The following is a 13883-nucleotide window of genomic DNA, read 5'->3' as shown; positions in this document are numbered from 1 at the left end:
GAAACCTTAACTGGTGTCCAGAATTACTTGACCAGTTCAGGCTCGCTCCCACAGGGGCTTGGCGGCGAACGAAGGTTTTGCGGCCATCCCCCGATCAGTGTGGGAGCGAGCTTGCTCGCGAAGGCGTCGGCATAGCCAACATCCCCGCCACTGACCCACCGCTATCGCGAGCAGCTCGCTCCCACAGGGACTTGGCGGCGAACGAAGATTTTGCGGCCAGCCCCCGATCAGTGTGGGAGCGAGCTTGCTCGCGAAGGCGTCGGCATAGCCGACATTCCCGCCACTGACCCACCGCTATCGCGAGCAGGCTCGCTCCCACAGAGGCTTGGCGGCGAACGGGCGTTTGCGGTTTTCAAGGTTATCGCTGTTTTTAAGCTTGCTGAAACGTTTCTTCAAGTCTATAAAAACCGCACAACTCCAAGAAAAGGCTGCCCTTATGACTCCGCTCAAACTTGTCATTGCCCTCAGCGCCCTGGGCGCTACGTCCCACGCCATGGCCTGGGATTACGTCCTGCTCGACACCGATAAAGCCGCTCAGCCCTGGAAAATCACCAGCCAGCAGCTAGGCGTGAAAACCGACAAGCCGTTTTCCGTGACAATGCGCACCCTGCATGGCGGTCGGCAGGAAGGCGTCAGCATCGTCGATATCGACAACGGCACGATGAAGCTCTCGGTCGTCCCAACACGGGGCATGAACGTGCTGCAGGCCTCGGTCGGTGAAGTGCGTATGGGCTGGGATTCGCCGGTCAAGGAAGTGGTCAATCCGTCGTTCATCGAACTCAATGGTCGCGGTGGACTGGGCTGGCTCGAAGGCTTCAACGAGCTGGTGACCCGCTGTGGCTACGAATGGGTCGGCCATCCCGGCATGGACAACGGCGAGCTGCTGACGCTGCATGGCCGCGCCGCCAACATCCCGGCCAACAAAGTGACGCTGCACATCGATGAAAAACCGCCCTATGCGATTACTCTGCGGGGCGAGCTGAAGGAACAAGCCTTCAAGAAAGTCGATTTCTCGGTACAAACCGAACTGCTGACCGAGCCCGGCAGCGTGAGCTTCGCACTCAAGGACACGCTGACCAACAACGGCGACTATCCGAAGGAATACCAAGCGCTTTACCACAGCAATTTCAGTACACCGTTCCTGGAGCAGGGGGCTCGCTTCGCGGCGCCGGTCAAGCAGGTCTCGCCGTTCAACGACAAGGCCAAGAGCGATCTGGCGGATTGGCAAACCTACCGAGGGCCAACCAAGGACTACGACGAAACCGTCTACAACGTCGTGCCTTATGCCGATGCCAAGGGCGACACCCTCACCGTGCTGCACAACAAGGCCGGTAGCCTCGGTGTATCAGTGGGCTTCAACACCGGCACGCTCCCCGTGTTCTCCTTGTGGAAAAACACTGATACCCAAGGTCAGGGTTACGTGACCGGGTTGGAGCCGGGCACCAGTTTTTCCTATAACCGCCGGTATCAACGGCCACTGGGCCTGGTGCCCACCATCGCGCCAAAAGAGCAGAAGCAGTTCCAGATCCACTACAGCCTGTTGGCGGACAAAGGTGCCGTGGATAAAGCCCTCAAACGTATCGATGAAATCCAGGGCGCCCAGGAAACCGAAGTACGAAATACGCCGCTGGTGGACCTGAGCAAGCCATGATGCCCATCAGGGCGTGGCGGGCCGGTACTGCAATGCTTCGGCCAAGTGCTCCCGACTGATTCGATCCGCTTGCTCGAGGTCCGCTAGCGTACGGGCGACTTTGAGCAGGCGGTGGGCGGCTCGCAGCGACAGGGTCAGTCGTTCGCAGGCGGTTTCCAGCCAGGTTTCATCGGTTGTGGATAACTTGCAATGCCGACGCAAACCCGGCAGATCCAGGAACGCGTTGGCACAGCCCTGGCGCTTTTGCTGGCGTTCGCGGGCCTCGGCCACTTGCTCGGCTACGGTAGCCGTATCCGCACCGGATTCGCTTTTGGGGCTCAACGCCGTGGCTTCCCGGGCGACGGTCAGGTGCAGGTCGATGCGGTCCAGTAAGGGGCCGGAGAGTTTATTGCGGTAGCGCTGCACCATGTCCGGCGTACACGAGCATCGGCCACTGGTCTCGCCAAGGTATCCACAGGGGCAGGGATTCATCGCCGCCACCAACTGGAAACGCGCCGGAAAGCGCACCCGGTCACGAGCGCGCGAAACCACGATGTGGCCCGATTCCAGCGGCTCCCTCAAGACCTCAAGAACCTTGCGGTCGAACTCCGGCAGTTCATCGAGAAACAGCACGCCATGGTGGGCGAGGGTGATCTCTCCCGGTTGCGGCTTTGAGCCGCCACCCACCAGCGCCGGGCCGGACGCCGAGTGATGCGGTTGACGAAACGGGCGCTGCGGCCAATGGCTCAACGGTACGCAACTGGCGACCGACTGAATCGCGGCGACCTCCAGGGCTTCACTTTCAGCCAGTGGCGGCAACAACCCCGGTAAACGGCTTGCGAGCAGTGTCTTGCCGGTGCCTGGTGGTCCGCTGAACAACAGGTTATGGGCTCCCGCAGCGGCGATCAGCAATGCGCGCTTGGCCCCGACCTGGCCTTGTACTTCATTCAGGTCAGGATAGGGCTTGCTCGCCGAGAGTAGCCCGTTGGAAACATAAGGCACCACCGGGGTATGGCCATTGAAGTGGGCTACCGCTTCGAGCAGATGATCCACCGCGATCACCTTCAGCCCCGATGCCAGACAGGCTTCCTCGGCATTCGCTCGCGGCACCAGCAGTGTACGCCCGGCCTTGCGCGCCGCCAGCGCCGCGGGCAACACACCGCGCACCGGGCGCACCGCGCCGGACAACGCCAACTCCCCGAGACATTCCACATCGTCCAGCATCAGGGTCGGCACCTGTACGCTGGCCGCCAGGATCCCCAGGGCAATCGCCAGGTCGAACCGCCCGCCGTCCTTGGGCAGATCCGCCGGCGCCAGGTTCAGCGTGATGCGCCGCGCCGGGAAATTCAGGCCCGAATTGATGATCGCGCTGCGCACCCTGTCCTTGCTTTCCTTCACCGCCGCTTCAGGCAAGCCGACCATCGTCAGTGATGGCAAGCCATTGGCCAGATGGACTTCAACGGTAACGGCAGGAGCCTCCACCCCCACCTGGGCGCGGCTATGGACAATGGCGAGCGACATGCAATCGTTCCTTGAGTGAATAAGGGGCCGCGTCCTGCGGCTCTTGAAGGTTAGTCGTGGGATAGGCTTTCGGTGGGGCAATCGAAGGCGAAAATTTTGCCAGGATGTTGCGGTTACTAATGGCCGATCACCCCCGCGAACACGATGGCGATAGGGCGCGCGTTCGTTCAGCAGGGCTCTGCGGTCGTTTCACGGAGCCTTCGAAATGACCGCCCCAGCCCCTGCTAGACTCCGATTTGTCCAATCGGCATCTACGGCACAGGGAGTGAGTGGCCCATGAACGATCTGCTGGCTCTGTTAACCGACAAGCGCTTTATACCCCATGGGCATTGCTATATGTGGCGACCGGATTTGCTGTGGACCAATGTCATTGCCGATGGCTTGATCACCCTGTCCTACATCTCCATCCCCTTCACCCTTCTGTACTTTATCCACAAGCGCAAAGACGTGCCTTTTGACTGGATGCTGACGGCTTTTGGTGTGTTCATCCTGGCCTGCGGGACCAGCCATGTGATGGAAATCCTGACTATCTGGCAGCCCTACTATTGGCTGTCGGCGCTGGTTAAGGTAATCACTGCTATCGCCTCGGTGATTACTGCCATCCTGCTGGTTCGGCTAGTGCCTGCGGCCCTTAAGATCCCCAGCCCGCAGCAACTGGCCAGGGTCAATGACGAGTTGCGTGAGGCGCAGGCCGAACTGGTCACTACCGCGCGCCGGGCCGGTATGGCGGAAATCGCCACCAATGTGCTGCACAACGTGGGCAATGTACTCAATAGCGTCAATGTGTCAGCCCGACTCTTGTACGAGAAAGTGCACGCATCCAAGGGGCAGGGGGTGATCAGGGTTGCTGAATTGATGAAGGAGCATTCCGATGATCTCGGCGCCTTTATCAGCAGCGATCCGAAAGGTCGCGCGCTACCCGGCTATCTTGGCAAGTTGGCCGAAGCCCTGGCAGCCGAGCAGCGGAGCATGATCGATGAGTTGGTGCAGCTGACCAAGAGCATCGACCATATCAAGGAAATCGTCGCCACCCAGCAGTCCTATGCCGGTAACTCCAGCGTGCTGGAGCCGGGTTCGCTGCGAGAGCTGATCGAGGATGTGGTGCGCATCTGCGATGTGTCCCTGGCGCGTCATCATGTGACGCTGATCAAGGAACTCGCCGATATTCCGATGATGTCGCTGGACAAGCACAAGGTGCTGCAAATACTGATCAATCTAATCAACAACGCCAAGCAGGCGCTTGATTCGGTGGCGGATCGACCGTCGCGCATTACCCTGCGTCTGAAGGCCACTGACGACAAGCGTGTGCGGATCGAGGTCGAGGACAACGGCGAGGGTATCTCCAGGGACAATCTCAACCGGGTGTTCGAGCATGGTTTTACGACGCGTGCCGACGGTCACGGCTTTGGCCTGCACAGTTGCATTCTGGCTGCGCACGAGATGGGCGGCGAGCTGACAGTGCAGAGCGCGGGGCCGGGCAAGGGCGCGCTCTTTACCCTGGAGTTGCCGCTTGCGCTGGCCCAAGGTCAATCTCAGCGAGCCGCGAGTGGCTGACCTAGTCGGCTTGAGGTCTCGGCAAAAAAGCGTTGCAGGGGAGCGAGACAAAAAATCGCAGCTTTCAGCAGCTCCTGCTGGGGATTTTATTTGGTAGGAGGATTTATCTTCGCCTCCAACTCCGCCACTTTCGCCTCCAGGCTCTCCAACCGCGCCCGGGTCCGGGCCAGTACGACCATCTGACTGTCGAATTCTTCCCGGCTGACCAGATCCAGCTTGCTGAACCCGCTTTGTAGCAGGGCCTTGAACTGGCTTTCGATTTCGCTTTTGGGCAGGGGTGTGTCGCCGCTCAACAGGCGGGAGGCGTGGCCGCTGAGGGCGTCGAGGAGGTCTTTGGGCGCAAGCATGGCAGGTGTCCTGAAAACGATGAGGGCAGTGTATCACGCAGCGTCTATATTCAATTGGCGAGCAAGGAGTGCACGCTTTTCGCGCACTGGACCGGGCATCGCCGCACTGTTGTTGTGCGTATTGTTCCTGTTCGGGGTGCGGCGCGAGCCGGCACAGTGGGTAAGAGACTGAAATCAGAAGGTTTGGGCACAGATGGCAAGGTTTCTGCTTAGTGGCTGATGACCCATGCACTGATGCAGTCGCTGTGACGAATGCAGTGCAGCCGGCGAGGCGGGGAGCTTCGTCAGAGTGGTTAGCTGGCACCGGTCGGGCAACTTGGGCCGACGATGCGTTACAAAGCCAGGCACTGCGCTTAGACTTGAGTCGGGTTTGTTTTCCTGGGGCAAGTCCACCAATTCGGGAGAAAGTTTCATGAAGCTAGTCACTGCCATCATCAAGCCGTTCAAGTTGGACGACGTGCGCGAGTCGCTGTCCGAAATCGGCGTGCAGGGCATTACCGTTACTGAGGTCAAAGGCTTCGGTCGGCAGAAAGGTCACACCGAGCTGTATCGCGGCGCGGAATACGTGGTTGATTTCCTGCCCAAGGTGAAGATCGATGTCGCCATTGACGACAAGGATCTGGACCGGGTTATCGAGGCGATCACCAAGGCCGCCAATACCGGCAAGATTGGTGACGGCAAGATATTTGTGGTCAATCTGGAACAGGCTATTCGCATCCGTACCGGCGAAACCGATACCGACGCTATCTAAGCCGCCAAACCCAACGCCCCAGGAGAAAACAATATGACTCTGCGTAAATTCGCAGGGCTAGGAGCCCTGTTGTCCTTCGTAACGCCTGGCCTGGCCATGGCAGAAGAAGCGGCAGCCCCAGTCCTGAACTCCGGCGACACTGCCTGGATGCTCACTGCCACAATTCTTGTACTGTTCATGACTATTCCCGGCCTGGCGCTGTTCTACGGCGGTATGGTTCGGTCGAAAAACATTCTTTCCGTGATGATGCAATGCTTTGCCATTACCGGTCTGATCAGCATCCTGTGGGTCATTTATGGCTACAGCATTGCGTTCGACACCACGGGGATGGAGCAGGGCGTCGTCAACTTCAATTCGTTCGTCGGCGGTCTGAACAAGGCATTCCTGGCGGGCCTCACGCCTAGTAGCCTGACTGGCCTGTTCCCTGAAGCGGTGTTCATCACCTTCCAGATGACGTTCGCCATCATCACCCCGGCCCTGATCGTCGGCGCGTTCGCCGAGCGGATGAAGTTCTCCGCCATGCTGATCTTCATGGCCGTGTGGTTCACCCTGGTGTATGCACCGATTGCGCACATGGTCTGGTCCGGCAACGGCGGCCTGATGTGGGACTGGGGTGTGCTGGACTTCGCTGGCGGCACCGTGGTGCACATCAACGCCGGTATTGCTGGCCTGGTGGCGTGCCTGGTACTGGGTAAGCGCAAGGGCTTCCCGACTACCCCGATGGCACCGCATAACCTGGGTTACACCTTGATGGGTGCGGCCATGCTGTGGGTAGGCTGGTTCGGCTTCAACGCCGGTTCCGCCATCGCGGCCAACGGCACCGCCGGTATGGCAATGCTGGTTACCCAGATTGCAACCGCTGCTGCGGCGTTGGGCTGGATGTTCGCCGAGTGGATCACCCACGGTAAGCCAAGCGCACTGGGCATTGCCTCGGGTGTGGTGGCGGGTCTGGTGGCGATTACTCCGGCTGCCGGCACCGTGGGCCCGATGGGCGCCCTGGTCATCGGCTTGGCGGCGGGTGTGGTGTGCTTCTTCTGCGCCACTACCCTCAAGCGCAAAATGGGCTATGACGACTCCCTGGACGCCTTCGGCGTGCACGGCATCGGCGGTATCCTGGGCGCGATCCTGACCGGTGTGTTCGCAGCGCCGGCCCTGGGTGGCTTCGGCACCGTGACTGATATCGGCGCGCAAGTGTGGATTCAGCTCAAGGGTGTAGGCTTCACGGTGATCTACACCGCGATCGTCACCTTCATCATTCTCAAGGTCCTGGACGCCGTCATGGGTCTGCGTGTCTCCGAGGAAGAAGAAGCGGTCGGCCTGGACCTGGCCCAGCACAACGAGCGTGGCTACAATCTGTAAGTACACGCAATAAAAAAAATGCCCGGTTCGCCGGGCATTTTTTTGTCTGGAGTTTGTCATTGCTCACAGGATGTACCGGTTTTTCCGACGTCTTTTGTTATGTACGCGACATGGGTTTTTCTACCGCCATCGGCTTACACCAAAGCAGGCGTATTAGGCCCTTTGTTTTTTCCCAGAGCGCGCTAGAATGCGCGCCGAACGTGCGGAGATCTGTATGTGGCAACAGACGCTGATAACCCTGCGGGCAAGGCCTCGGGGCTTTCATCTGGTAACGGACGAGTTGCTCGCCGGCCTGCCTGAACTCCGGGCATGTCGTGTCGGTCTGTTGCATCTGTGGCTGCAGCATACCTCGGCCTCGTTGACCATCAACGAGAACGCCGATCCGGCGGTGCGTCGAGACTTCGAACGATTTTTCAATCGGCTGATCCCACAAGGAACCGCCGATTATGAGCACAACGACGAAGGCCTGGACGACCTCCCGGCGCACTTCAAGGCCAGCGTGCTGGGGTGTCAGCTTAGCCTGCCGGTCACGGCGGGACGGTTGGCATTGGGTACCTGGCAAGGTGTTTATCTGGGCGAGCACCGTGATCATGGCGGTGCTCGTAAAGTCCTCGCCACTTTGTACGGTGATGGGGAGTAACCGCTGATTGCCGGCGGATGTTGAATTTTTTCTGGCAGCCTTCGACAGACGGCGAAGCTGGGCTATAACTAATCTGCTTTTCGCAAGTCATGAGGTAGAACATGAGCGACGATGATCTGGAAAACGACGACCTCGAAGTAGGTGACGAAGACGAGACCGAAGAAGGCCTGGAAGCGGCGGCTGAAGACGTCGCCGACGACGATGGGGCCGATGTACCGGCGCCAACCGCCAAAGGCAAGGCCAAGGCGGCGGTTTCGGTCGACGAGTTGCCGAGCGTAGAGGCCAAGAACAAGGAGCGTGATGCGCTCGCCAAGGCCATGGAGGAGTTCCTGGCCCGAGGCGGTAAAGTGCAGGAAGTGGAGGCCAACGTTGTTGCGGATCCGCCCAAGAAACCGGACAACAAGTACGGCAGCCGCCCGATCTGAGCATCTGCTTCTTGCTTGCTGAAAAAGCCCGCCGTCGCTGCGGGCTTTTTCATGGGCTATAAAAATCTTCAGGCCAGGCGCCGCGGCTCGCTCCCACAATTTGAGTTCTTGTGGCCACAAAACAGGCGGTTCAGGGTTGGCTATGCCACCCCGCCAGCAACCCCGGCAGCTCGGTCAGGCTGCGAATCTCTGCATCCGGTACATGCTCGGCATCCCAGGTTTTACCCGTCGGATTGAACCAGATTGCCCGCAAGCCGGCCTGTTGGGCGCCGGCGATGTCGTCACCCGGATGATCGCCAATGTGCACGGCGGTTTGCGCCGTGGCGCCGCCGCGTTGCAAGGCTTCGTGGAACAGCCGGGCGTCAGGCTTGGCGATGCCGATGTCCTCGGCGCACAGGGCGAACTTGAAATAATCCGCCAGTCCCAGGCGACGTACATCGGCGTTGCCATTGGTGACCACGCCGAGGGCGAAATGGTTGGCCAGAATTTCCAGGGTAGGCTGCACCTCGGGAAAGATTTGCAGTTGGTGACGGGCGTGCAGGAATGTTTCGAACGCTTCGTCCGCCAGCTCCGAGGCTTGCCACTGGTCATAACCGGCGTCCTGCAAGGCACGGAACAGCACTCGTCGGCGCAGTGCGCTGATGCGGTGCTTCAGGCCGGGCTCCTCGCGCAACACTTGCTCGCGAATGGTAAAAAGATGCTCCACCGGCACGCTGCCCAGGTTCGGGGCGTTGTCGGTCAGCCACCGGCGTAAGACGGCCTCGGCACTGGCGATCACCGGGGCGGTGTCCCATAGGGTGTCGTCGAGGTCGAAAGTGATGAGCTCGATGGTCATGATTCGTTGCCCTTGATTCGTTTGGCCCTTGGGTGGGCACTGTCATAGACCGTTGCCAGGTGCTGGAAGTCCAGGTGGGTATAGATCTGGGTGGTCTTGATGTCGGAGTGGCCGAGCAGTTCCTGGACGGCGCGCAGGTCCTGGGAAGACTCCAGCAGATGGCTGGCGAAGGAATGCCTGAGCATGTGGGGATGCAGGTTCTGTCCCAGTTCGCGTTCACCGGCGGCCTTGACCCGCACCTGGATCGCCCGCGGGCCGAGACGCCGGCCTTGCTGGCTGACAAATACCGCGTCGTCGGCCGGGTTGGTCAGCGCCCGCAACGGCAGCCACAGCTCCAGGGCCTCACGGGCTTTGCGGCCAACGGGCAGCAAACGTGTCTTGCTGCCCTTGCCCAGCACCTGGACCATGCCATCGGCCAGGTCCAGTTGATCCAGGTTAAGCCCCGTCAGTTCGGAAAGCCGCAGGCCGGAGGAATAGAATAATTCGAGAATCGCCTGGTCCCGTCGCGCCAGGAAGTCATCCTCGACGGCGCCTTCCAGCAATTGCAGGGCCCGGTCGGTGTCCAGGGTCTTGGGCAGCCGGCGTTCGCCCTTGGGCGGTGCCAGGCCGGTGGCGGGGTCGTGATCGCACAGCCCTTCGCGGTTGAGGTAGTGGTACAGGCCTCGCACTGCTGACAACAGTCGCGCCAGGCTGCGGGAAGATTGCCCTTGTTGATGAAGGCGGGCGACCAGGCTGCGCAGGCGCTGGATGTCCAAGGCTGCCCAACTGCCGATGTTTTGCTTCTGGCACCAGGCCAACACTTTTTCCAGGTCGCGGCGATAGGCCGACAGCGTGTGGGGCGACACCTGGCGCTCACTGCGCAGGTGTTCGCAGTAGGCGTCCAGCTGCCGTTCCATCATCAGCGTACCGAGCGCAGTGAACCAGTCATGCGCGGCAGGACCCGGCCGGTGACTTCGGCGATGTAGCTTAAAAACAACGTGCCCACCGAGCTTTTGTAGTGTTGCGGATCACGACTGGCAATGGCCAGCACGCCATGTACGCCCTGGTGGGCGATGGCGACGACAGCGGTGGAGCCGATCTGCTTGCGCTGTTCTTCGCCGAAGAGGAAGTCCAGCTCATGTTCGCGCAGGCTGCCGCTGACGCTCTTGTTCTCCGTGAGCAAGCCGCCGATGGCTGTCTGTGCATCGGCGTGGGTTACCCAGCGCCCCACTGGCATGGCGTTATCGCCAAAGAGGATCAGGCTGACAAAAGGCACCTGGAAATCCTGGCGCAGACTGTCTTCGACACTCATCACCAGGTCTTCGAGGGTGTTGGCATCCATGAGCGCCAGGATCAAGCGACGGGTCTTGTCGAAGAGCCGATCGTTATCCCGGGCTACGTCCATCAGGTGCGAAAGACGATGGCGCATTTCGATGTTGCGCTCGCGCAGAATCTTCATCTGATGCTCGACCAGCGACACCGTGTCGCCGCGGCGGTGGGGGATGCGCATCGTCGCCAGCAGTTCTTCATGCTCGACGAAGAAGTCCGGGTGAGCCTCCAGGTACGCGGCCACGGCTGCGGCGTCCGGATGGCTGGGGGATTCGTCGGGCTGCGGGGCTGGAACCTGTGGCTTGTCGGTCATGGGTTTGACTCACTCAAAGACGAACTTGTCCTTCGTATACGCGTACTGCCGGGCCGGTCATCAGCACCGGTTGGCCGGGGCCTGCCCATTCGATGGACAAGCGTCCACCGGGCAGGTCGATCAGTAAAGGCGAATCCATCCATCCCTGACTGATCGCGGCGACTGCCGCCGCGCAGGCGCCGGTGCCGCACGCCTGGGTTTCCCCGGCACCGCGTTCCCAGACGCGCAATTGCGCACGGTGGCGATCGATGACCTGCAGGAAACCGACATTCACCCGCGCGGGGAAGCGCGGATGATTTTCGATCTTCGGCCCCAGCTCATGCACTGGCGCGCTGTTGATATCGCTGACTCGCAAGACGGCATGGGGGTTGCCCATGGATACTGCCGCCAGTTCCACCGTGGTGCCGTCGACCTCCAACTGATAGCTCAAGGCCTGGGCCGGCGCTTCGAACGGAATGTCCTTCGGTGCCAGGCGCGGGGCGCCCATGTTGACGCCGATCTGGCCGTCGTTGCGCACATCCAGTTCGATGATGCCGCTTTTAGTCTCGACGCGAATCTGCCGTTTGGCGGTCAGGCGCTTGTCCAGCACGAATCGGGCGAAGCAGCGGGCGCCGTTGCCGCACTGCTCGACTTCCGAACCATCGGCGTTGAAGATCCGGTAACGGAAGTCCACGTCCGGGTTGTTGGGCGCCTCGACGATCAGCAACTGGTCGAAACCGATACCGGTGTGCCGGTCGCCCCATTGTTTGGCATGCTTGGGCAGAATGTGCGCGTGCTGGCTGACCAGGTCGAGGACCATGAAGTCGTTGCCCAGGCCGTGCATCTTGGTAAAACGCAGCAGCATGGTTTTACTCCGGCAGCAGGCTTTCGCCGGCAAACAACTCGGCTACCGTCTCGCGGCGACGCACTTCAAACGCCTGATCACCGTCCACCAGCACTTCGGCGCAGCGGCCGCGAGTGTTGTAGTTGGAACTCATGACAAACCCGTAGGCCCCGGCCGAATGCACGGCCAGCAGATCGCCTTCTTCCAGCGCCAGCTCCCGACCCTTGGCCAGGAAGTCGCCGGTTTCGCAGATAGGGCCGACAATATCGTAGCTGCGGGCGGCGGTAGCGCGAGGGCGCACCGCGGTGACGTCCATCCAGGCCTGGTACAGCGCCGGGCGGATCAGGTCGTTCATCGCCGCATCGACGATGGCGAAATCCTTGTGCTCGGTGTGCTTGAGGTATTCGACCCGGGTCAACAGCACGCCGGCATTGGCAACGATGTAGCGGCCCGGCTCGAACATCAGGGCCAGGTCGCGACCGTCGAGGCGTTCACGCACCGCCTTGACGTAGTCGGCCACCAGTGGCGGCTCTTCGTCGCGGTAGCGCACGCCGACGCCGCCGCCCAGGTCGATGTGACGCAGGTAGATGCCGCAATCGCTGAGGCGGTCGACCAGCGCCAGCAGGCGGTCGAGGGCATCGATAAAAGGTTCGAGGGTGGTCAGTTGCGAACCGATGTGGCAATCCACGCCCAGCACTTCCAGGTTCGGCAGTTGGGCCGCGCGTACGTACACATCCTCGGCGTCGGCAATGGCGATGCCGAACTTGTTTTCCTTGAGACCGGTGGAAATGTACGGGTGCGTGCCGGCATCAACGTCCGGGTTCACGCGCAAAGAGATCGGCGCGCGGACACCCATCTCGGCGGCGACCAGTTGCAGGCGCTCCAGCTCATCGGTCGATTCGACGTTGAAGCAGTGCACCCCCACTTCCAGGGCGCGGCGCATGTCTTCACGGGTCTTGCCGACGCCGGAAAAAACGATCTTGTCGGCGCTGCCGCCAGCGGCCAGCACGCGTTCGAGCTCACCACCGGAAACGATGTCAAAGCCGGCACCCAGGCGTGCCAGGACGTTGAGTACACCGAGGTTGGAGTTGGCCTTTACGGCGAAACATACCAGGTGCGGCATGCCGGCCAGAGCATCGGCGAAGGCCAGATACTGGGCTTCGATGTGTGCACGGGAATAAACGTAGGTTGGCGTGCCGAAACGTTCCGCGAGCGCGGACAAGGCAACCCCTTCCGCGAACAGCTCCCCGCCACGGTAGTTAAAAGCGTCCATGGCGTTCCCTTAATAAGTGGTGTGGGTATCGTGCGCGTGGGACTTGGACTGCGACGACTTGGCCTGTTCTTCAGGGGATTTGCTGTCGTCGGGCAGGTACAGCGGACCTTTTTGACCACAGGCTGTCACAAGGCAAGCAACCGCGACGAGCGCAGCAAGGGAAGAGATCAGGCGCTTCATGGCGAAATCCTTGAAAATGCGTTAATTGCGCCGGAGTATACCGGCCACCCGGCAGCTTGCCTATGCAACGGGGTTCCCGTCCGGCGCCGGGAGGCTTTTCCCAAAGCCGGCTGTCGTCGGTCGGTATATCCTTTGCAATCGCCGGGAAGCGTCCGTATCTTGCGGCGCTTGAGCATGAGCAGACATTTTCGAGGTTGCCGCAATGAGTTTGACTGAAGCCCGTTTCCACGATCTGGTCGATGCGACCCAGCAAACGCTGGAGGATGTATTCGACGAAAGCGAGCTGGACATCGACCTGGAAAGCTCCGCCGGGGTGCTGACCGTCAAGTTCGAAAATGGCAGCCAGTTGATTTTCAGCCGCCAGGAGCCGTTGCGGCAGCTATGGTTGGCGGCGGTGTCCGGCGGTTTCCACTTCGACTACGACGAGGAAAGCGAGCGCTGGATGTGCGACAAGAGCGAAGAGCAATTGGGCGAGATGCTCGAGCGCATCGTCAAGCAGCAGGCCGGGGTGGAACTGGATTTCGAAGGCCTTTGACAGCGTGAGCCAGAACACTCCGGCGCGGCCGCCCAAACCGCTCTACAGCAACGTCAGCCCCGCAGTGCCCTCTCCGTGCACCAGCGTGTGCAAGTTGGATGAGCAGAAGGTCTGCCTCGGTTGTTTCCGTCATGTGGAGGATATCCGCGAATGGCGCTCGGCCGATGATGAGCGCCGGCGGGTGATCTGTGCCGAGGCGGCTAAACGCAAATCTCTGGTGTAATCGCCCACTGTGTGGGAGCAAGGCTTGCCCGCGATGAAGACGACGCGTTCTTCCAGAAATCGAGGCGCCTGTTTCGCGAGCAAGCTTTGCTCCCACAATCCCCGCGCCACAGTAATTCTGCTCTCCATGACAATGGGTAGATTTGGCCCGGGTTGTTTATTTATTG

16 protein-coding genes are annotated in these 13883 nt (G+C 60.7%); 8 read left to right on the top strand and 8 right to left on the bottom strand.

Annotated elements, in window-relative coordinates; translation table 11 throughout:
* Positions 1–436: 436 nt before the first annotated feature.
* A complete protein-coding gene (locus GSM73_RS22770; protein ID WP_160893879.1) occupies positions 437–1651 on the top strand; it encodes an aldose 1-epimerase family protein in 1215 nt (404 codons plus the stop codon).
* A gap of 6 nt (positions 1652–1657) precedes the next feature.
* Here GSM73_RS22770 and GSM73_RS22765 read toward each other — a convergent pair whose 3' ends face one another.
* On the bottom strand, positions 1658–3151 hold the full coding sequence (locus GSM73_RS22765; protein ID WP_047226141.1) for a YifB family Mg chelatase-like AAA ATPase: 1494 nt from the start codon (positions 3149–3151) through the stop codon (positions 1658–1660).
* Positions 3152–3427: 276 nt separating this feature from the next.
* Between GSM73_RS22765 and GSM73_RS22760 the strand changes: the two genes are divergently transcribed.
* The gene (locus GSM73_RS22760) at positions 3428–4705 is read left to right on the top strand and encodes a sensor histidine kinase (protein WP_160893877.1); all 1278 of its coding nucleotides are present in this window, start codon (positions 3428–3430) and stop codon (positions 4703–4705) included.
* Between the two features lie 86 nt (positions 4706–4791).
* Here the strand turns inward: GSM73_RS22760 and GSM73_RS22755 are convergent, their stop codons facing one another.
* Complete coding sequence (locus tag GSM73_RS22755; RefSeq protein WP_160893875.1) at positions 4792–5052, bottom strand: accessory factor UbiK family protein; 261 nt, start codon at positions 5050–5052, stop codon at positions 4792–4794.
* A gap of 412 nt (positions 5053–5464) precedes the next feature.
* Here GSM73_RS22755 and glnK point away from each other — a divergent pair, with 412 nt between their 5' ends.
* The 4 genes from glnK (at position 5465) to sutA (ending at position 8227) form a co-directional block, all read left to right on the top strand.
* Entirely contained in the window at positions 5465–5803 is a 339-nt protein-coding gene (glnK, locus tag GSM73_RS22750) for a P-II family nitrogen regulator (protein ID WP_002555808.1), read from the top strand.
* Positions 5804–5836: 33 nt separating this feature from the next.
* The gene (locus GSM73_RS22745; protein ID WP_047226138.1) at positions 5837–7162 is read left to right on the top strand and encodes an ammonium transporter; all 1326 of its coding nucleotides are present in this window, start codon (positions 5837–5839) and stop codon (positions 7160–7162) included.
* Between the two features lie 214 nt (positions 7163–7376).
* Positions 7377–7802 carry a secondary thiamine-phosphate synthase enzyme YjbQ gene (locus GSM73_RS22740; RefSeq protein WP_047226195.1) on the top strand — a complete coding sequence of 142 codons (426 nt, stop codon included), beginning with the start codon at positions 7377–7379 and terminating at the stop codon, positions 7800–7802.
* Between the two features lie 101 nt (positions 7803–7903).
* Positions 7904–8227: a transcriptional regulator SutA gene (gene sutA / locus GSM73_RS22735; RefSeq protein WP_014340827.1), complete on the top strand. Its 324-nt coding sequence runs from the start codon at positions 7904–7906 to the stop codon at positions 8225–8227.
* Positions 8228–8357: 130 nt separating this feature from the next.
* On the opposite strand, the gene GSM73_RS22730 is transcribed toward sutA, so the two are convergent.
* The 6 genes from GSM73_RS22730 to GSM73_RS22705 are packed head-to-tail and all read right to left on the bottom strand — an operon-like array spanning position 8358 to position 12959.
* Positions 8358–9062, bottom strand: a complete 705-nt coding sequence (locus GSM73_RS22730) for an HAD family hydrolase (RefSeq protein ID WP_160893873.1) — start codon at positions 9060–9062, stop codon at positions 8358–8360.
* Positions 9059–9958, bottom strand: coding sequence for a tyrosine recombinase XerC (xerC, locus tag GSM73_RS22725; RefSeq protein WP_160893907.1), 900 nt, complete (start codon positions 9956–9958; stop codon positions 9059–9061). Before xerC ends, GSM73_RS22730 begins: the two co-directional genes overlap by 4 nt.
* A 2-nt stretch (positions 9959–9960) precedes the next feature.
* Positions 9961–10683 carry a DUF484 family protein gene (locus tag GSM73_RS22720; protein WP_047226135.1) on the bottom strand — a complete coding sequence of 241 codons (723 nt, stop codon included), beginning with the start codon at positions 10681–10683 and terminating at the stop codon, positions 9961–9963.
* Positions 10684–10696: 13 nt separating this feature from the next.
* Positions 10697–11527, bottom strand: coding sequence for a diaminopimelate epimerase (dapF, locus tag GSM73_RS22715; RefSeq protein ID WP_047226134.1), 831 nt, complete (start codon positions 11525–11527; stop codon positions 10697–10699).
* A gap of 4 nt (positions 11528–11531) precedes the next feature.
* Entirely contained in the window at positions 11532–12779 is a 1248-nt protein-coding gene (gene lysA / locus GSM73_RS22710) for a diaminopimelate decarboxylase (protein WP_047226133.1), read from the bottom strand.
* A gap of 9 nt (positions 12780–12788) precedes the next feature.
* Positions 12789–12959 carry a lipoprotein gene (locus GSM73_RS22705; protein ID WP_047226132.1) on the bottom strand — a complete coding sequence of 57 codons (171 nt, stop codon included), beginning with the start codon at positions 12957–12959 and terminating at the stop codon, positions 12789–12791.
* 202 nt (positions 12960–13161) lie between these two features.
* On the opposite strand from GSM73_RS22705, the gene cyaY reads away from it, so the two are divergent.
* Together cyaY and GSM73_RS22695 are read left to right on the top strand one after the other, a co-directional pair.
* Positions 13162–13494, top strand: coding sequence for an iron donor protein CyaY (cyaY, locus tag GSM73_RS22700; RefSeq protein ID WP_047226131.1), 333 nt, complete (start codon positions 13162–13164; stop codon positions 13492–13494).
* Between the two features lie 4 nt (positions 13495–13498).
* Positions 13499–13717, top strand: coding sequence for a DUF1289 domain-containing protein (locus GSM73_RS22695; protein ID WP_047226130.1), 219 nt, complete (start codon positions 13499–13501; stop codon positions 13715–13717).
* Positions 13718–13883 lie beyond the last annotated feature (166 nt).

This window comes from Pseudomonas sp. PICF6, from assembly GCF_009831705.1.
In the GTDB taxonomy this organism is placed as follows: Bacteria; Pseudomonadota; Gammaproteobacteria; order Pseudomonadales; family Pseudomonadaceae; genus Aquipseudomonas; species Aquipseudomonas rhizophila.
Note: the sequence above shows the minus strand (reverse complement) of the source record. Positions and strands in the feature narration are given on the sequence as shown.